The 19,211-nt window shown below is 50.7% G+C and carries 15 protein-coding genes and 3 pseudogenes; 9 read left to right on the top strand and 9 right to left on the bottom strand.

Going from position 1 to position 19,211, the window contains the following annotated elements:
- Nucleotides 1–101: 101 nt before the first annotated feature.
- Complete coding sequence (gene hypT, locus ACQ86O_RS04525; protein ID WP_431224294.1) at nucleotides 102–998, top strand: hypochlorite stress DNA-binding transcriptional regulator HypT; 897 nt, start codon at nucleotides 102–104, stop codon at nucleotides 996–998.
- Here the strand turns inward: hypT and ACQ86O_RS04520 are convergent.
- Entirely contained in the window at nucleotides 993–2,294 is a 1,302-nt protein-coding gene (locus tag ACQ86O_RS04520) for an anaerobic C4-dicarboxylate transporter (protein WP_431224293.1), read from the bottom strand. The genes hypT and ACQ86O_RS04520 overlap by 6 nt on opposite strands.
- Nucleotides 2,295–2,713: 419 nt before the next feature.
- On the opposite strand from ACQ86O_RS04520, the gene rhuM reads away from it, so the two are divergent.
- Complete coding sequence (gene rhuM, locus ACQ86O_RS04515; RefSeq protein ID WP_431224292.1) at nucleotides 2,714–3,022, top strand: RhuM family protein; 309 nt, start codon at nucleotides 2,714–2,716, stop codon at nucleotides 3,020–3,022.
- Here the strand turns inward: rhuM and ACQ86O_RS04510 are convergent.
- A complete protein-coding gene (locus ACQ86O_RS04510) occupies nucleotides 2,934–3,881 on the bottom strand; it encodes a LysR family transcriptional regulator (protein WP_431224291.1) in 948 nt (315 codons plus the stop codon). The genes rhuM and ACQ86O_RS04510 overlap by 89 nt on opposite strands.
- 136 nt (nucleotides 3,882–4,017) lie before the next feature.
- On the opposite strand from ACQ86O_RS04510, the gene ACQ86O_RS04505 reads away from it, so the two are divergent.
- The 7 genes and pseudogenes from ACQ86O_RS04505 to ACQ86O_RS04475 all read left to right on the top strand — a co-directional run bounded on the left by ACQ86O_RS04505 (nucleotide 4,018) and on the right by ACQ86O_RS04475 (nucleotide 12,408).
- The gene (locus ACQ86O_RS04505) at nucleotides 4,018–5,445 is read left to right on the top strand and encodes an aspartate ammonia-lyase (RefSeq protein WP_431224290.1); all 1,428 of its coding nucleotides are present in this window, start codon (nucleotides 4,018–4,020) and stop codon (nucleotides 5,443–5,445) included.
- A 120-nt stretch (nucleotides 5,446–5,565) separates the two neighbouring features.
- Nucleotides 5,566–6,864: an anaerobic C4-dicarboxylate transporter gene (locus ACQ86O_RS04500; protein WP_431224289.1), complete on the top strand. Its 1,299-nt coding sequence runs from the start codon at nucleotides 5,566–5,568 to the stop codon at nucleotides 6,862–6,864.
- A 189-nt stretch (nucleotides 6,865–7,053) separates the two neighbouring features.
- The gene (locus ACQ86O_RS04495) at nucleotides 7,054–7,404 is read left to right on the top strand and encodes a transcriptional regulator (protein WP_431224288.1); all 351 of its coding nucleotides are present in this window, start codon (nucleotides 7,054–7,056) and stop codon (nucleotides 7,402–7,404) included.
- 47 nt (nucleotides 7,405–7,451) lie between these two features.
- Nucleotides 7,452–8,743, top strand: a pseudogene (locus ACQ86O_RS04490) (arsenic transporter).
- A 9-nt stretch (nucleotides 8,744–8,752) separates the two neighbouring features.
- The gene (gene arsC / locus ACQ86O_RS04485) at nucleotides 8,753–9,178 is read left to right on the top strand and encodes a glutaredoxin-dependent arsenate reductase (protein WP_431224287.1); all 426 of its coding nucleotides are present in this window, start codon (nucleotides 8,753–8,755) and stop codon (nucleotides 9,176–9,178) included.
- A gap of 799 nt (nucleotides 9,179–9,977) precedes the next feature.
- A complete protein-coding gene (gene rfaQ, locus ACQ86O_RS04480; protein WP_431224286.1) occupies nucleotides 9,978–11,135 on the top strand; it encodes a putative lipopolysaccharide heptosyltransferase III in 1,158 nt (385 codons plus the stop codon).
- Nucleotides 11,136–11,193: 58 nt separating this feature from the next.
- Nucleotides 11,194–12,408: an O-antigen ligase family protein gene (locus ACQ86O_RS04475; RefSeq protein WP_431224285.1), complete on the top strand. Its 1,215-nt coding sequence runs from the start codon at nucleotides 11,194–11,196 to the stop codon at nucleotides 12,406–12,408.
- A 125-nt stretch (nucleotides 12,409–12,533) separates the two neighbouring features.
- Here ACQ86O_RS04475 and ACQ86O_RS04470 read toward each other — a convergent pair.
- The 7 genes and pseudogenes from ACQ86O_RS04470 to ACQ86O_RS04440 form a co-directional block, all read right to left on the bottom strand.
- Nucleotides 12,534–13,029 (bottom strand): annotated as a pseudogene (locus ACQ86O_RS04470) (type VI secretion system baseplate subunit TssE).
- Nucleotides 13,013–13,309: a type VI secretion system accessory protein TagJ gene (locus ACQ86O_RS04465; protein ID WP_431224284.1), complete on the bottom strand. Its 297-nt coding sequence runs from the start codon at nucleotides 13,307–13,309 to the stop codon at nucleotides 13,013–13,015. The pseudogene ACQ86O_RS04470 and the gene ACQ86O_RS04465 overlap by 17 nt, the downstream one beginning before the upstream one ends.
- Nucleotides 13,273–13,833 carry a hypothetical protein gene (locus tag ACQ86O_RS04460; RefSeq protein ID WP_431224283.1) on the bottom strand — a complete coding sequence of 187 codons (561 nt, stop codon included), beginning with the start codon at nucleotides 13,831–13,833 and terminating at the stop codon, nucleotides 13,273–13,275. Before ACQ86O_RS04460 ends, ACQ86O_RS04465 begins: the two co-directional genes overlap by 37 nt.
- 18 nt (nucleotides 13,834–13,851) lie before the next feature.
- Nucleotides 13,852–14,631 carry a TagK domain-containing protein gene (locus ACQ86O_RS04455; protein ID WP_431224282.1) on the bottom strand — a complete coding sequence of 260 codons (780 nt, stop codon included), beginning with the start codon at nucleotides 14,629–14,631 and terminating at the stop codon, nucleotides 13,852–13,854.
- Nucleotides 14,632–14,636: 5 nt separating this feature from the next.
- The gene (locus tag ACQ86O_RS04450) at nucleotides 14,637–14,900 is read right to left on the bottom strand and encodes a PAAR domain-containing protein (RefSeq protein WP_431224281.1); all 264 of its coding nucleotides are present in this window, start codon (nucleotides 14,898–14,900) and stop codon (nucleotides 14,637–14,639) included.
- Between the two features lie 78 nt (nucleotides 14,901–14,978).
- A complete protein-coding gene (locus tag ACQ86O_RS04445) occupies nucleotides 14,979–16,694 on the bottom strand; it encodes a hypothetical protein (protein ID WP_431224280.1) in 1,716 nt (571 codons plus the stop codon).
- Nucleotides 16,695–17,205: 511 nt separating this feature from the next.
- Nucleotides 17,206–19,165, bottom strand: a pseudogene (locus ACQ86O_RS04440) (type VI secretion system Vgr family protein); the annotation flags it as partial.
- Between the last annotated feature and the right edge of the window lie 46 nt (nucleotides 19,166–19,211).

The following is a 19,211-nucleotide window of genomic DNA, read 5'->3' as shown; positions in this document are numbered from 1 at the left end:
ATAAAAAATGTGAATTGCTAAAATAAAATAGTTAATGTGAAAAATGCATAACTTTTCAGTCGATGATGTTAAATAGCACTTAATATCTACAGAGGTTGAACATGATGAAAAACATAGAAACTAAATGGCTTTATGATTTTCTGGCTTTAGAAGATAGTCGTAATTTCACCTTGGCAGCTGAAAGTTGTAATATTTCTCAATCAGCATTTAGTCGCCGCATCCGAAGCCTAGAAGAAGCCATAGGTTTTGATTTATTTGATCGAAACTCATCACCTCTTAGTCTCACAGAAAAAGGCCGTGTTTTTCACTCAAAAATAAGGAATATGCTGGATGAACTTGAGTATAGCTTGAGCACACTTCAAGGAGGGAGTAATGTGAAAAGCCAGGTTAAGATCGCTTCAGCACACTCTTTATCTATTTACATCATTCCGGCCTTATTTAAGCTCATCCCTGATATTAAAAATATGGTTTTTTTCGTTGAGGCTATTGATGTGAACGATACCATCATCAGCCTCAAGGAAGGGAAATCTGATTTCATTTTCTCATTTTATGATGAAATGCTAATGTCGGGACAATTTCAGCAATTAAAAATACTGGAGTCACACCTCTATCCTATTTGTGCATTAAACCAGCAAGGTGAACCGGCATTTAGCTTCGAGCAAGACTCTATTCCTTTACTGAACTATACTGATAGAAGTTATATGGGGCGCAAAGTCGACCAATATTTATCACGCAATAACCCAGAAAAATTTAATACTATCTTTGTCTCATCAATGAGTGGTCTGCTAAAAAGAATGGTGCTTCAAGGACAAGGTGTTGCCTGGTTGCCAGACTATTCAATTGAGCAGGAACTAGCAGATAATAAACTATGTATCCTGCCCAATTGTAACGCAGTAATCACAATGGAAGTCTATGCTTATCGTTTAAACTCCAAACTTAACCTGCCCTCTGAACGACTCTGGTCATTTATAAAGTCTGAATGCTGTAAAATTTTATAAAACTAAAGGCGCAATAATAAACCCGGAGATAACACCACCAATGACACCTATAACACCAGGTAACATAAATGGATGGTTAAGGATATATTTCCCTACTCGTGTAGTCCCCGTGGTGTCAAATTCCATGGCCGCTAATGTTGTGGGATAAGTTGGCAAGACAAATACGCCAGTGACAGCCACATAGGATGCTAGAATAGCCCAATGAGGAACATCAAGAGCAATGGCTAAGGGGATAATTATTGGTGTTGTAGCGCCTTGAGAATAAAGCAGTGCGCAAGTCAGGAACAGTACCAAAGCTATCAGCATAGGGTAATCTTGCAGGATATCCCCAGCAACCAGTTTTATACCATCAAGATGTGCGTCAACAAAAGTAGTACCAAGTGTGACAATCCCCAAAATAACGGCTATTGAACTCATGCCAGCTCGAAAAGTTGGGGTAAGTACCACTGAGACAGCACTAATTTTGCTGAAAATGACCATGAGGCAGGAAACACTCAGCATACAAACTACAATAATATCCCGGGTCCCCATGGTTTTACCAATGTCAAAGCCCGGCCGTATTGTGGGGAACGCAGCCATAATGACAATGATGACGGTGGACAGAAGAAATAACGCCACAGACAATTTGGCGGTTTTAACATTGCTAACCGTATTTTCTTGATATTTTTTTACCAAACCATCCTGCAAACGCTGTAAATAAACTTCATCATCCTTAAGTTCACAGCCCTGCCGTGATGCCACGAAGGCAGCAATCATTGCGGCAATAAAGGATGTTGAAATACATACTGTAATTACTTGTATAAAGCTTACCCCTTGAGTTTCCATAATCACCAGCAATGCAGCCATCGCCGCGCTAATAGGTGATCCTGATATAGCCAACTGCGATGCGACGACAGAACCACTGAGCGTCCTCGAAGGGCGGATCCCTGCCTCCTTAGATACTTCAGCAATCACTGGTAATGTTGAAAATACAATAAACCCTGTACCTGCCATGATAGTCATGGACCAGGTAATAATTGGAGCTATTATATTGACATGTTTTGGGTTTTTCCTAAGTAATCGACCGGAGACTTGTACAAGATAATCCATTCCACCCGTCGCCTGGAGTACTGCGGCAGCCATGACAACAGCCATAATGATAAGAATAACGTCAACAGGAGGAGAACCGATGGGCAAACCGAAGCCAAAAGTCAGTATTGCAATGCCTAGACCACCAAAAAGACCGATACCAATACTGCCCATTCTCACACCACAATATATGCATGTAAGCACTACAAGCGCTTGTAGCCAAATCATAGTATTACCCCACTAGGATGAAAAAGTTAAGTATGTAAACAGAAACTCCACACTGGTTCGTATTATGTTAATTTATTGTTTTACTGATGGCGCAAGTATTAATAGGGTGAAATAACTGTCCTGAAATTTTTTACTAAAAACATCAGTTACTCTCTATATGAACAACTAGTGCAGAAAATGTGAAATGCAATTGTGGCTATTGCGATGCAAAAAATGCATACAAAATATTTTATGCAGGAAGGAATAACAGCATGGGGGAGTGACAGGCGATCCAAAAGAGAGAAACTCAATTCTTATGACATTGTTCCGACACAAGAAGAGGCTTTAACTATCCAGAACAAACCGCATGTTGCCTGTACCGGTTATACCGAGCTTATCCGCCGGCCTGCCCTATATAGAGGTGCAAAGTTGATGTCACGGTGGCCAAAAACTACCTCAATCGGGATGAGGTCAATGAGCTTAATCCTGTAATCAACATGTGGCTGGGTTTTACCAAAGATCAGGTTCGGCGTCGCCAGCAGGTGTTTTTGCATGGCTGTCAGGAAAAGCGGGAACCGTTGCTGCAATTTAACGGCCAAGGTGCGGGGACGGTCAGTAAAAAAGTGTTTCCTGCCTCCTCAACCAGGGACTTCGCCCGCTTTATGTCGCCTCAGAAGGAGGCTGCCCATCATCCAACTTGCTATAAAAGCTCTCCTCTAACTTGGTTTCCAATATTGAACGAACCTTAACCGCCAACCCTTTATAGAAGTCGGAGAGTTCATCGTCCATGCACAGCAAAACGATCTTACGCCTTTCTTTGCGGTTGTTGATTCTGATGATTTTCAACTGGTCAGAAAACGCCGGGATAGTGGTAATAAATAGCGGTGTGGTCAGCGTCCACCCATAGCCACAAGAGATAAGCTTCAAAATATCATCGGCATTGTCCATTTCGAACTGAATAGCCGGAGAAAGGTTGTTCCATTTCAACCAGTTGAGCGTTTGCATGCCCGTTGGTGTATTGTTGGTGTAGGCGATGTAATCCCGGTTTTTGCAGAGCTCTTCCAGCCGGGTTTCAAGCCAGGCTTTGGGGCAAACGCATAAGAACTCTTCTTCAATAAGCGGGTAGATCCTGACGTTGGGCGGCATCTCGGTATGCAACATGGTAATCGCCAGATTAATGCCACCGGTATTCAGTACGGATAATAGACCCGATGCGGTTCCCGTGATCTGGTAAATATGTTTCACTTGGGGCTGTAGGAATTTAAGAATGTCCAGCCCAACAGATTTGCTAATCGAATCAACAAAGCCGATTTTCAAATGCGAAATATTCCCATGGCCTATCGCGTTGATGTGTTCTTGCAGATGGATGCCGCTATCAATAATCTTTTTCCCTAAGGGATAAAGCGCTTGCCCGGCGATCGTCATCTGGATCGGGCGTTGGGAACGGTTAATCAATTCCGTATTTAAGCCATTTTCCAGGTTAGCGATCTGCTGGGAGATGGAAGATTGAGTAAGGTTGAGTTTCTTCGCCGCAGCCGTAAATGAGCCGGTCTCTATAACCGTTAAAAAAGCCTGTAACTGCTTAAAATCGAAGTTAATATCTTTCATTCTCACCTACACTATTATTTTTTTAATAATGATTATTTATCTTTCAAATGATATTTTTATTTGAACAACTTCAAGTTATCCACTCTTCTTGCGGGTTAAGGTGATTATACACCCTAATCCTGAAAGAGAGTCTGAGATGCGTGAAGAAAAGGATCTATTAGGAAGTTTAATGGTACCCGACGAAGCTTACTATGGTATTCAAACTCAGCGGGCGGTATTAAATTTCTCGGTATCGGGACGAACGGCGGGCGAGATACCGTATTTCTTATGGTCTATCGCTGCCATTAAGCAGGCAGCGGCGCAGGCGAATAGCCAGATTGGCGCCCTGGATGGTCAGAAAGCGGCCGCTATCGTCAAGGCGTCGCAGGAGGTGATGGCCGGTGATTTTGATGCCCATTTCCCTATCGATGTTTTTCAGGGCGGCGGCGGTACTTCGACAAATATGAACATGAATGAAGTGGTCGCCAACCGGGCAAATGAGCTCCTCACCGGAACGCGCGGGTATGACAGCGTGCATCCTAATACTCACGTCAATATGGGGCAGTCAACCAATGACGTGATCCCTGCGGCCATGAAGATGACCAGCCGTGCCAATATAAAGCAGTTGATCGTGCAATTAGAAAAGTTGGAAGCGGTGTTGGCCGATAAAAGCCGCCTATTTGCAGACAAAGTGAAGTTGGGGCGGACCTGCTTACAGGATGCGTTGCCGATGACCTTTGGCCAGCAGTTTGGCGCTTACCGCACGCAGGCCAGCAGGCTCAAAGAGAAACTGGCGTTGGTGAATGAGGAGGCGCTGCTTCTACCGCTTGGCGCGACGGCAATTGGCACCGGATTATCAACACATGAGGGGTATGTTCCGCAAGTTTATCAGTGTCTTGAGACCATAACCGGGGAAAATTATCGCCCAGAAGCGGATTTCTTTGATGGCCTGCAACACGGTGATTTCTATATTGAATTCTCCGCTCAGCTTAAAAAAATCGCCGCGTTTCTTTCCAAAATGGCGACAGATTTCCGTATTCAGGGATCGGGGCCACGCGCGGGATTTAATGAAATCATTGTTCCTGCCGTACAACCTGGCTCTTCCATTATGCCGGGTAAAATTAATCCGGTGATGCCAGAGTTGGTTAATCAAATCGCCTATCAGGTTATTGGCAACGATCTCACGGTTACCATGGCCGTTGAAGGTGGTGAGCTTGATCTGAATGTCTGGGAGCCAGTGTTGCTGAAAGCGTTATTTGAATCCTGTTCGCTACTGAGCCGGGTGATACCGCTGTTTATTGATAAGTGTTTGGTAGATATTGCAATAAATGAAGAAGTTAGTGCTCGCTACGCACAGGAAAGTACCGCTTTGGCGACGATCGTGGCGACCTTGTTTGGCTATCAGGTGGGGTCACGAATTGCCAAGGCGGCTTATGCACAAAAATGCAGCGTCAAGCAGGTTGTCTTGTCGGAAAAATTGCTTACACCGGAGCAGGCTGATTATCTGCTTGACCCGATGATCATGACCGATCCGAAAAAGAGTACGGCAGCGATTAAACGCTATCAAACTGAAATGAACGCATAATAGTCGTCCGATCTACTAAAATAGTTTTTAAGTGCAGGTAATGAATATTTAACATTCATTACCTTACTCCTCGTTGCCGATAAATATAATTTATATTATAGCTAATAGTAGGGTAAATATATGGTGATATTACATGTTATTCTTTTACTGGGGACCATCATGCTTGCCGCAAGATGGGGTGGAATCGGTGTCGGGTTTGCGGGTGGGGTCGGGTTAGCCATTGCTGTTTTTATCTTTGGTGTTCCGGCTGGTGCTCCTCCTGTCGATGTTATGCTGATTATTCTATCAACGATCATTGCTTTATCGGTTATGCAGCAAGCCGGTGGAATGGATTATTTAGTCATTTTAACGGAAAAATTATTACGCAATCATCCTGGTTATCTAAATATTCTTGCCCCTAGTGTCACTTTTATCTTAACGGTTTTATCGGGAACCGGTTATACCGCCATGTCGGTGATGAACGTTATCCAGGAAGTGGCTAAAGACAACGGTATCAGGCCCAGCCAGCCACTGAGCTCCGCCGTTGTTGCTTCGCAACTGGGGATTACGGCATCACCTATCTCGGCGGCAACGGCGATCATGTATGGTACCGTTGAGGTGATGGGGATCAGTTTCGGTGATGCCATGTTGGTGGTGCTACCCACCGCGCTTTTTGCCATGCTGGTTGCGGCATTTATTGCCAGCAGGCAGGGAGTAAGACTTGCCGATGATCCGATCTGCCAAAAAATAATGCAGGAGAATAAAACCGCTCTGAATAAACATACTAAACGCAGTATTCCGCGTGGTGCAAAATCATCCGTAGTGATATTCCTGCTCGGCGTTATGTTTGTAGTCAGTATGCTGTTGTTTAAATCGCTTATTGGTCATGCTATTAACTCCAGGGATTTAATTATTATTACGATGTTTATTGTCTCAACGATTATTATTTTCACCTGTAAGTTGGATATGAAGGAGATTAAAAACTCACCGATATTTAAATCTGGTGCTGAATCACTGGTTGTCGTGTTAGGTATCGTCTGGCTGAGTAGCACCCTTATTGGCGCTCATATAGAAGAGATCAAAATGGGAGCCAGCGAAATTCTGCGCACCTATCCGGTGTTGCTGGCTGCCGTATTTTTCTGTACCAGTGCAATGCTGTTCAGCCAGGGGGCAACCAGCGCGCTGCTTATGCCTATTGCGGCCTCTATCGGGATTAGTGCGGATGCGATATTAGCCAGCTTTGTCGCAGTGAGTGCGCTGTATATAACCAACATTTACCCAACGACAGCATTTGCGATTGCGACTGATGATACCGGATCATTCCTCAGCAAACGCTGGAATGGCTCCAGGATCGTTAACCATCCCTTCTTCTTACCTGGATGTCTGTCGATCATCTGCTCGGTGCCTTTTGGTTTTTTACTGGCAAAATTGGTTTTGTAGCGGCGAATGCAGCAAGGGGAGCACCAGGTTGCTCCCCTTGTTACAAGAGATTGATCCCCGAACTGCGCCAACTGCTTACCGCAAAAGGCCGTGCTGGCCGGGTAAAGGATACATATTTGGAAAATCGAATATGTATTTTACCTCTTTCTTTTTCAGTGTATGCTTTCATCACGCAATGATGGAGCGAACATGACACCGAATCCCCTGCAACTTTTCAAAAATCTGTCCGACGAAACCCGGTTGGGTATTGTGTTACTACTCAAAGAGATTGGGGAGTTGTGCGTATGCGATCTCTGCACGGCACTTGATGAGTCTCAACCCAAGATCTCCCGCCACCTGGCAATGCTGCGGGAGAGTGGTTTATTGCTGGATCGCAAGCAGGGGAAATGGGTTCATTACCGCTTATCCCCGCATATGCCTTCATGGGCGGCTCAGGTTATTGAGCAAGCCTGGCAGAGCCAGCGGGAGCAGGTTCAGGCTATTGCCCGTAAGCTGACATCCGCAAACTGCACAACTAACGGCAAGGCTATATGCCGCTAAAAATTTGCCATAACATATTCGAAAAATCATATATAAAAGGAGGTTTTATGTTACTGGCAGGAACTATTTTCGTCCTGACCCTTGTATTGGTTATCTGGCAGCCGAAAGGGTTGGGGATTGGCTGGAGCGCAACGCTTGGGGCGGTGCTGGCGCTGGCGTTTGGCGTGGTTCAGGTTGCTGATATTCCAGTGGTCTGGAATATCGTCTGGAACGCCACCGCCACCTTTATCGCGGTAATCATCATCAGCTTGTTGTTGGATGAATCGGGCTTTTTCGAGTGGGCTGCGTTGCATGTTTCCCGCTGGGGCAACGGGCGCGGGCGCCTGCTATTTACCTACATTGTTCTGCTGGGTGCAAGCGTTGCCGCGCTGTTTGCCAATGATGGAGCCGCACTTATTCTTACACCTGTCGTTATCGCCATGCTGTTGGCGCTGGGGTTCAACCAAGGCACCACGTTGGCGTTTGTGATGGCCGCCGGTTTTATTGCTGATACCGCCAGCCTGCCGCTTATTGTCTCGAACCTGGTCAACATTGTTTCTGCCGATTTCTTTAAACTGGGTTTTCGCGAGTATGCCTCGGTGATGGTGCCGGTGGATATCGCTGCGATTATCGCCACGCTGGTGATGCTGCACCTGTTCTTTCGCAAAGATATCCCACCGACCTATGATCTTGAGTGCCTGAAAGAGCCAGCAAAAGCGATTAGCGACCCTGCAACGTTCACAACCGGCTGGGTAGTCTTATTCTTGCTGCTGGTTGGTTTTTTGTGCTGGAGCCCCTTGGCATTCCGGTTAGCGCCATTGCTGCCGTCGGGGCATCAGTTTTGTTTGCGGTGGCCAAAAGGGGTCATGCGATTAATACCGGTAAAGTGCTACGTGGCGCACCCTGGCAGATCGTGATTTTCTCGCTGGGCATGTATCTGGTGGTTTATGGCCTGCGCAACGCCGGTTTAACGCAATACCTCTCCGGCGTGCTTGATCTGCTGGCCGCTCACGGGCTTTGGGCGGCGACGATGGGAACGGGCTTCCTGACGGCGTTTTTATCTTCCATGATGAATAATATGCCGACGGTACTGATTGGGGCCTTGTCGATTGAAGGCAGCACGGCCTCAGGGGTAATAAAAGAAGCCATGATTTATGCCAACGTGATTGGCTGCGATCTGGGGCCGAAAATCACACCGATTGGTAGCCTGGCGACGCTGCTCTGGCTGCATGTGCTTTCACAGAAGAACATGACAATCACCTGGGGATACTATTTCCGCGTCGGGATTGTCATGACACTGCCTGTGCTGTTTGTCACTTTGGCCGCGCTGGCGCTACGCCTTTCTTTCAATCTGTCATGAGATGCTGATATGAGCGACATTACTATCTATCACAACCCGGCCTGCGGCACTTCGCGTAACACGTTGGAGATGATCCGCAACAGTGGCGAAGAGCCAGCCATTATTTATTATCTCGATACGCCACCTACGCGCGATGAACTGATCAAACTGATTGTGGATATGGGAATTACAGTTCGCGCGTTGCTGCGTAACAACGTCGAGCCTTACGAACAACTTGGGCTGGGAGAAGACCCGTTTACGGACGATCAGTTAATCGAATTGATGCTGCAACATCCGATCCTGATTAACCGGCCGATTGTGGTTACTCCATTGGGAACACGTTTATGCCGCCCAAGCGAGTTGGTGCTGGACATCCTGCCTGGCCGGCAACAATCGGCGTTTTCTAAAGAGGATGGCGAAAGGGTGATTGATGAATCGGGTAAACGGGTTAACTAAGCTTTATACCCTGAGCCACTTTCCCGCAAGGCCACAACCACCAGCGAGAACGCCGGAGACGGCTGTTTATCGTACCGGGAGCGGGCCATATGGATCTCTACGACCGTACCGACACGAACCCTTTTGTGAAGCTGGCCTCATTCTTTAAAGTGAACTTGAAGTGGCCCCCAGCCAGCCGCTCCCTTCTGAGCGGCTTTTCCCCGTTCTGTCGCCTAACGCCCAGGCTGGTCAAACTCAAACCTGCGTAGTTGCAGATATCAGGACAAAACTAGGTTAATTCTGGGAAAGTTTTCTATCCTGTAAGTCACACACTTTTATAACATCTTCCTCATTTGTAAAGAATTGATCGTTTTCAACGATCAGTTTGATCTTATCGATCTGCACAACCGATTATCTTTACCTTTCACTCACCGATAAGATCGGGCTGGGTGCCGTTCAGCATTTCTATCAATCTTGTCGGTAATATTAATTTATTTCCGATTCCAGGGAGAGGTTGACGAATTATGACCATCATCACTTAATGAATTAATACCGACATCTGCCCTAATGCGACTAACAAATGCCCTCTCCTTCGGGGGAGGGGTCAGGGTGAAGGGGAATAACATAAGCTAAAGCCTCTCACCTCGCCCCTCTCAAAGGGAGAACGGGGCGTGACTATAAACGGGTGCTGACTTATTGGATGTTTTATAGCTTAACTGATAAGCATCAGGCATCCGCACGCCTTTATTTTTGCTTCCTCAATGACTATTTCGACGTCTGTTCGAAAGAGGGACCTTTGCACTTTTCGAGACAACGGAATATGACGATAACCAATACTTCTGCCGTATCAGCAAATACTCATTGGGCTGTATTACCGAATAGCCGGTTACCCAACCTGCTGTTACACCGCGATCGGGTGCAACGCATCCTGGTGATCAAGCTGCGCCACTTTGGGGATGTCCTGTTGACTACGCCGCTGCTCAGTACGTTGCGGGCCAACTACCCTAACGCCCTGATTGACGTTCTGGTCTATGACGGCACCGAAGCGATGCTGGCAGGGAATCGGGATGTCTATCTGACCTATAGCGTTGATCGCAGTCTGAAACGTCAAGGCTGCAAAGCACAGTATCGCGGTGAGCATGCCTTGTGGAACAGCCTGCGCACCGGTCACTACGATCTGGTGATTAATCTGTCCGACCAGTGGCGGGCGGCGCTGTATTGCCGTTTTCTCAAACCGACCTTCAGCCTCGGGTTTGCTTTCCCCAAACGTAGCAACTGGTTGTGGCGGGCTTGCCATTCGTTGCTGGTGCCGATGGATGGGCATGAACAGCAACACACCGTGCTCAACAACCTCTCCATTCTGGCCCCGCTAGCTTTACCGACTCAGATCAACAGGGTGACTCAGGCTTATCGGCAGTGTGATATCGATGAGGTTGACCGGCTTGGCCAACGCTATCAACTGGCGGATTTTGTGCTGGTTCAACCCACGGCCCGCTGGGCATTCAAAACCTGGTCGGTGGCGGGATTTACGCAGGTGATCAGCCATCTCATCGCCAACGGGGAAACCGTGGTGCTGACCGGTGGGCGCTCTGCTGATGAAACCGCCATGATCGCTGCCATTCTTGCGGGGTGTTCCCTGCCGCAACGGGTGATCAATCTGGCTGGGCGGCTTGATTTGCCGGAGCTTGCGGTGCTGATTGATCGGGCCAAGCTGTTTGTCGGTGTAGATTCGGTACCGATGCACATGGCCGCTGCACTGCAGACCCCCTCTGTGGTGTTATTTGGCCCCAGCAACCTGCAGCAATGGTCCCCTTGGCAGTCTTCGCACACCCTGTTGTGGGCAGGGGATTACCGGTCATTACCGAAACCCGACGAAGTGGATACTGAAACGCCGGAACGTTATCTGGAGGCTATTCCGGTCAGCGAAGTCATTGGTGCCATTGACTGCCAACTGGCGGGGCAGGCCGCAATTGCCTGAACCTATCTTGCACGGTGGCAGACACCGTGTTTAATCTGTCCTGATGTGAGCCATCACCATGTCATCAACGAATCTGTCTTCGGTATCAACATTCACTCCCGCCTGTTTTCGGTTATTCAGCTTCACGGCTTTTTTACTCGGTGTTTCTTTTCCCACTTCCAACGCGTTGATGAATACGGCGTTGGGTTTGGTTGCGGTATGCCTGTTGTGGCAGCGGGACTTCCGCCACGTGATGCCATTGCTCAGGCAGCCGCTGGTGTGGTTGCCTGCATTGATGTTTGCACTTTTGGCCATTTCACTGCTGACTCAATACCATGACTATGGCCCGAAGATGGTTGGCAAGTATCAGAAGCTGCTGTTTGTTTTGCCGCTGGCGTTGTTCTTCCTTGCCGATCCCCGGCTTATTACCCGCTTTATCAACGGCTTTCTGCTGGCCAATTGCGTGATACTGGCCATCAGCCTGACGTCGGGGGTTGGGCAGGTGACGCTGGGTGGCCTTGATCCACTGAACCCCACCGTATTCAAACTGCAGATAACACAGAACGTGTTTATGGCGTTTGCTGCTCTGGTGTGGCTGTCCCGAGCTTTTGCTCAAACGGGCCTGAAACGCTGGGGATACGGGGCTCTGGTCTTGCTGGCCATCGCCAACGTGTTGCTAATGGTGCAGGGGCGTACCGGGTATATAGCCCTTTTTGTTGGCGTGGGGGTCTGGCTGTTACTGACATTACCCCGTTGGCAGCGCGTAGGTGCTCTCGTGTGTGGCCTACTGATTATAGTGGCGCTGGTCCTGACACCGAATCGTGCCACGGAGCGCCTGGTTCTCGGGATTGAAGAGGTTCGTAGTTGTGTTTTGGCACCGGCTGGGCAGGCCTATCAGAACTGTGATAATTCGATGGGGCAACGCACCGCTTTTGCTCGTGAGTCTCTGCGCCTGATAAAACAGGCCCCGCTGCTGGGTAACGGAGCCGGGAGCTTCTGGTATGGCAACCTAGAGGTAGGCTACAGTGTGTATAACCCGCATAACGAATACCTGCTGGAAACGGTACAAAGCGGTCTGTTGGGGCTGGCGCTGTTTTTGGCTTGGATGCTGTGTTGTCTGCGGGTGGCCTGGGGCCAGCCAGCAACCTGCCGCAACCTGTTGGTTGCCGTGATTGGCAGCTATATGGCTTGCCATCTGTTCAATTCGTTCCTGCTGGATTCTGCTGAGGGGCACCTATTTATGGTGCTGACGGCTCTATTGGCGGGTTACCGCATTACTCCTCAGCAAGGCTGAGATCTGCCGGGGCGAGATTGCACCCGGCTGATTTTTTTGGCATTACTGGTTAGCGCCCCTCTCCTTGATGAGAGGGGGGCCGGTGAGTCTTAACCGCCAGGCATTACGGCTGATTGAGCCTGGTTTCAATTGCGCAAGGCTAAGCTGGCGCTGCTCGTTTCGCTTTCATAGCGCGCATCCAGACAGAGATCGAACGGCTGTGGCTGCCATTTCACCAATGCGCGGATCTCAAACTGAATTATGCCATTACACATAGGGGACTTCTGGTCCCCCTTCAGGCCGATCATAATCGATTCTGGTATCAACCGTGGCTCGAAGCGGAGCAGTGCTTCGCGGATTATACGCTCAATCAGGGTCCAGTTATGGGGGTGGAATACCCCCCAACCAGTGCTGAAATACCAAAGTTCATTACCGATGCGGCCACCTCTTTGTGCTTGTGCTTGCTAAGGCGTTCCTCAATATTGGCCGTATTGAGGATGTCGATGATGTTACGTTGGATCATGGTACGCATTGCGCGTGCATCAAAGTGATACTTGTCCCATGCCTCGGTGCTTTTTTCGGCTCATCATCAAGCAGGCGCTCTAACAAGCAGGGCAGGAAGGCTTTACGCTTGGCGTTCATGATTCAACGGGTCAAATTGGATTTTCCCCGCCTCAAATAGCGAACATTCGCCCGTATTGCTGATCCACATCTTGCGCCCTTGGCCAATATAGCGGCCTGACCCTTGCTGTTGCCACGTTGTTTTTAATCCTGTTTTGAACATCGGCTCGTCACTTTTTGGCGGCAGGGGATAACGTGCAGGCAAGTAGCCAGACCAGGTTTTACCCTTGACCTCAAGCTGCGCAGGTGCCCAAACCAGATCCATCAACCCCTGTGGGGCGTTAACCTGCAATGATTGCATATCGGCAAAGGGCACCCAGCGATAGCCCCCGCACAGATAAATTCGCACACCGGCCCCAATCGTTCATCACCATCGATTAACCAAAGGAAGCTACCGAGAACCTCGCAATGCCCGGCCTGAGCCTGAGCGGCCTCCAGTGCATGCAGACGTAGTGCCTCACCTTGCTCGTATTGCCCAGAGGTGTACAACGCATTGGCACGTTGCAATAACTGCGTCCATTCAGGTAATTGCCCTTCCAATGAGCCTGCCTCACGGTCGCCAGACAACACTGTTTCTCGCAGGCGTTCGCTTAATAACAGATTCTTGTACAGCTCGCATTGGCGCTGCAATTCTGGGTCAATTTTTAACAAGGTATCAAGCTGGTGTAATGCCCGATCCCAATCAGCCTGAACGCAGTACAGTTTAAACAGCCGTAGGCGTGCCTCGATATTAGCTGGCATGCGTTTGACCTCACTCACGGCCTGCGTGGTCCACTCATTCAATTCCAGTGTCTCTAAACCGATAGTGACAATGTTGGTGGTCATAGTTTTTCCTTCTTGAAATTAAAGGTGGCTATCCAGCCCCAGTTTATACAGCTCTCGATAGAGCAATTCCGACACCGTGCGCCGTTCAATCCTTGCCAGATGTTCAGGGGCCAGCATGGTCAGCAGATCGGGCTGCTCATCCTCATTGATTTCCGGTTGGTTAAAGGCCATCAGTTCTTCCAATACGCGTTCGATCAGGCTGCCCTCATCAAAAATGCATTCCACCATGGTTTTATCCTTAACCGTCTCAATAACGTTATCGAGAAAACTATCGCGCGCAGGTAGCAGGTTTTCCTGCTGATCCTCTTGCTGCAAAAACTCGCGGCTCTGATCGCCCCACAGTAAAAATCGTTTGTATTCAAAGGAGAGGCGCTTAAGAACATCATCCTGTGCGCCCTCCATCACCGTGTCCTGCCAAGGGGTGAAATGCCCGCCGTGTGTCAACAGGCTATCCAGTTCAGGCCACTCATTTTGCTCATCGGGCAGTGCCCCGGTGTCGTTTGCTATTACCTTCAGACAAAAGTGACCAGCCTGGATCACTGTGCCGTAGCGTAGAGGCGTTCGCGCACCGGGTTGCAATCGTTGGCCGTTTATCGAGCAGATATATTCGTTGCTGTGGTATTCCATTACCGGTTCCGACTTCATCCAGTAAAACCGCAGGAAGCCTTGCCCTCCTTCTGGGCAGTTATTGCCCAATGTCCCTTGCTGTAGGCAAAAACAGTATGCTCGTTCAAGCGTAAGTGATTCATCCAACGGATAGGTTTGAGCGATCGGCGGCCAACTGATTTGCAATTGCATCGTAATTAACCGCCAATAAAGACGTTGCCAGATCCGCAGACAATCGACGCACCGCAACCGGTGACATCACCGACACGCGCGGCGGGTAGGCTATTGATAAACACCGTTCCTGAACCGGTGGCAACCGGTGATCCTCCATGCAGGCTGCATGCGGCTACACTCATTCCGACCATGGCGGCAGGAATGCTGTTGGTAAACACATCACCCGATCCCGAGGTGATAGCACCGCCATGGCTGATGGCGTCACCTACTCTTGCTGCTGGTTGCATCGTTTTTCTCCTTGAAAATATCAATATAGGCCCTGCATTTGCGGGGCCTGAGTAAATAACGTTTAAGCCTCTGCCTCCTCACTTGGTGACGGCGTCGGCGTCACTGTCGGCGTAGGCGTTGGTGTCACTGTTGGCGTCGGCGTTGGAGTGACCGTTGGCGTAGGCGTTGGAGTGACTGTAGGTGTAGGCGTTGGTGTCACTGTCGGCGTCGGCGTTGGAGTGACCGTTGGCGTTGGCGTCGGTGTTGGAGTGACCGTAGGCGTTGGCGTCACTGTTGGCGTAGGCGTTGGAGTGACCGTTGGCGTAGGCGTTGGTGTCACTGTTGGCGTCGGCGTTGGAGTGACCGTAGGCGTTGGCGTCACTGTTGGCGTAGGCGTTGGAGTGACCGTCGGCGTAGGCGTTGGTGTCACTGTTGGCGTAGGCGTTGGAGTGACCGTAGGTGTAGGCGTTGGCGTCACTGTTGGTGTCGGCGTTGGAGTGACCGTCGGTGTAGGCGTTGGTGTCACTGTTGGCGTCGGCGTCGGGGTAACCGTAGGCGTTGGAGTGACTGTTGGCGTAGGCGTTGGAGTGACCGTTGGCGTAGGCGTCACTGTTGGCGTCGGTGTTGGAGTGACCGTAGGCGTTGGCGTCACTGTTGGCGTAGGCGTTGGAGTGACCGTCGGCGTAGGCGTTGGTGTCACTGTTGGCGTAGGCGTTGGAGTGACCGTAGGTGTAGGCGTTGGCGTCACTGTTGGTGTCGGCGTTGGAGTGACCGTAGGTGTAGGCGTTGGCGTCACTGTTGGTGTCGGCGTTGGAGTGACCGTCGGTGTAGGCGTTGGTGTCACTGTTGGCGTCGGCGTCGGGGTAACCGTAGGCGTAGGCGTTGGCGTCACTGTTGGCGTAGGCGTTGGCGTCACTGTTGGCGTCGGCGTCGGGGTAACCGTTGGCGTAGGCGTTGGTGTCACTGTCGGTGTCGGCGTAGGTGTCACTGTCGGCGTAGGCGTTGGAGTGACTGTAGGCGTAGGCGTTGGAGTGACTGTAGGTGTAGGCGTTGGTGTCACTGTCGGCGTCGGTGTTGGTGTCACTGTTGGCGTAGGCGTCGGGGTAACCGTTGGCGTAGGCGTTGGTGTCACTGTCGGTGTCGGCGTAGGTGTCACTGTCGGCGTAGGCGTCGGGGTAACCGTTGGCGTCGGTGTTGGTGTCACTGTCGGCGTAGGCGTCGGGGTAACCGTTGGCGTAGGCGTTGGTGTCACTGTCGGCGTAGGCGTCGGGGTAACCGTTGGCGTAGGCGTTGGAGTGACTGTCGGCGTAGGCGTCGGCGTCACTGTCGGCGTAGGCGTTGGAGTGACTGTCGGCGTAGGCGTTGGAGTGACTGTCGGCGTCGGCGTTGGAGTGACCGTTGGCGTAGGCGTTGGAGTGACCGTAGGTGTAGGCGTTGGTGTCACTGTCGGCGTCGGTGTTGGAGTGACCGTTGGCGTAGGCGTTGGTGTCACTGTCGGCGTCGGTGTTGGAGTGACCGTTGGCGTAGGCGTTGGTGTCACTGTCGGCGTCGGTGTTGGAGTGACCGTTGGCGTAGGCGTCGGGGTAACCGTTGGCGTAGGCGTTGGTGTCACTGTTGGAGTCGGTGTTGGAGTGACCGTTGGCGTAGGTGTTGGAGTGACCGTCGGCGTCGGTATTGGTGTCACTGTCGGCGTCGGTATTGGCGTCACTGTTGGCGTAGGCGTTGGTGTCACTGTCGGCGTAACCGTAGGCGTCACTGTAGGCGTCGGTACTGGCGTCACCGTTGGCGTAGGCGTGACCGTTTGTGTTGGCCATGGCGTGCTCGTCTGCGTTGGCTCTGGAGTCCCTGTTGGCAACGGCACGGAGCTTTCCTCCGGTGGCGGTGGCGATGACGGATCAGGTGGAACAATAGGCAACGGGGGTAAAGGTAGTGGTAAACCCACTCCTCCCATAAGCGCGCGCGGTGCAACCATCCTGCCTAATCCGGCAAGACCGGCCATGCCGCCCAAACCGACACCGCCACCGCCGCCGCCACCTCCGCCGCCGCCACCACCGCCACAGCCGCCGCCATCACCCGGGTTGATCTGTACTTCTCCCCCTGAATGATCACCTTTTCTTTACCGATGATTTTGACGATAGTTCCGGTCAGTAATAGCTCCCCGCCCGCGCTAATGGCGACTGCACCACCGCCCACGATGGTGGCAGCGCCACCAACGGTAACCTGCCAGGCACCGCCTACGCAGGTAGCCTGGTAACCACCGACGTTTGTCAGGTTAACTCCCCCGACGTTCAGCATGTTTGCGCCACCGATGCTCGTCATATTGACGCCACCGATGTTCGTCATATTGGCACCGCCAACGTTCAGCATGTTTGCGCCACCGATGCTGGTGGAGTTAACGCCACCGATATTCAGGGTGTTGGCCGCAGCTATGTTGGTTGTCGCCACCGCCCCTACGCTGACCGAGAGCATTCCCCCGATGGTTTCGCTGTGTTCGGCTCCTACCTGGAAGGTTGAGCTACCGCCAATCATCTTGGTAGAAACACCGCTGATGCTTTTGCTGTAGTTTGCGCCCACCACCACGCTGCGGTTGGCGCCGATACTAAGATCCGAATTTGAACCAATATTGTAGGTAGAATTAGAGCCAACATTCTTGGTGTAATCGGTGCCTACCACCACGTTACGGTTGTTGCCAATGCTCAAATCGGCATTGACCCCAATAGTCTGTGTTTCATTATTCTTGGTGAGGCGATCCATATCGCGCTCTGCCTGCTCCCAGTACTGCTCCAGACCGGGTTTATCTTCAAAGCGCAGGCCGTTGTAGTTGCTTTTCCCTCCGCCCACGGTGCGACTGATCAAGCCACTTTGCGTGGCGTTAGCTGGGAGATCCCAGGGGGAGCGTCACATTGTTATACAGGCTGCCGATAATCAGGGGGCGATCGGGATCTCCATTGATAAAGTCGACGATCACTTCATGGCCAATTCGAGGGATGTAGATCCCCCCAAAGCTGTTACCTGCCCACGCCTGGCTGACACGTATCCAGCAAGAATCAGCCTCACTGTTTTGTCCATAACGATCCCAGACAAAGCGTACCTTGACGCGGCCATATTCGTCCGTCCAGATATCCTCCCCTGATGGCCCGACCACGATGGCATTTTGTGGGCCATGGGTACGCGGCTTCAAAATGGTTTGTGGATGACGGTAGATTTTACTGGTCGGCTGTACGGTAAACTGGCACTGAACGCTGAACTGTTCCTGATGTGATAGCTGGTCTACCTCCTGCACGGTCAGGCGGCTGGAAATGACCATATATTCGCGATTGACCTTTTCAAGCGGGTAGCCTTGCAGCTCGAAATTGGTTCCACAGACAACGCCGCGCAGCTCGCCGCTGCCAATGGCCCGCGAGCCTAATGCACCACGTTCTTCGATGCGGATTCGCGCCAGTTGTTCACCGATGCCAGGCTGATCGTAATCCCCGGGCCAGTGGTAGACTTCCAACTCATTGAAACTGGTCTTGCGTGGCTTTACGTCAAGGGCGAGGATATCTGCGCGCGATTTGGTAAAGTCATAATCGTTGGTCACCCAGCGGCCGCTGGTCAGCATCTCCTGATGGTGGAGTTGCTCGATATATTCGGCTCCCGCCTTGGGGACATCTGGCGCATATTCAATAATGCGATAAGCCTCACTGGAGTAGGGCTTGTGGGCACCCACATGGTCGACCAGAACCAGCTTGTGCTTATGATCCTGATGTTCAAAGAACCAGTAGATACCCCACTCTTCCATCAGGCGCTCAACGAAGTCGAAGTCGGTTTCACCGTATTGCACCTGAAAATCGAGCTGTGGATACATCGCCGTCAGTCGTTTCTCAAACGAGAAGTGATATTCAGAGAGCACTTCTTCGATAATGTCGACAGCGGTTTTATTCTGGAATATTTTAAAATCACTGGTTAATTTGGTCAGATAGAGCCAGGGGCGGATAACGATTTCAAACATCGCCTGATTGGCATCGCGGCCGATATAACGCGCTTTTTCTGCCAGCCCGGAAATTTCACGCAGGCCTTTGCCTAATCCTCGGACATCGTCCAGGCCGTTGCCGTCCAGTTCCATCTCTATCGTCATTTCTTTACCGATCAGCGCCTTGAGATCGACATTTGACGCCGTCTGCCAAGGGATCAGCGGGTTGGCTGGTGTTTTCACCGTTAAGGTGTAGGTATAGAGAGTTGAAAAAGCTTCCTCGCCTTCCAACCGGTTTAATACCAGAGCGGGCTCGCCCAGTAATAGGGGCATCGCCGGGCTGTTCAGTGTTATGGTGCGCGACATAATTATATCCAGA

This window comes from Serratia sp. L9 (genome assembly GCF_050632285.1).
Taxonomy (GTDB): domain Bacteria; phylum Pseudomonadota; class Gammaproteobacteria; order Enterobacterales; family Enterobacteriaceae; genus Chania.
The sequence above is the reverse complement of the archived record's forward strand: the minus strand, read 5'-3'. Positions and strand labels throughout refer to the sequence as shown.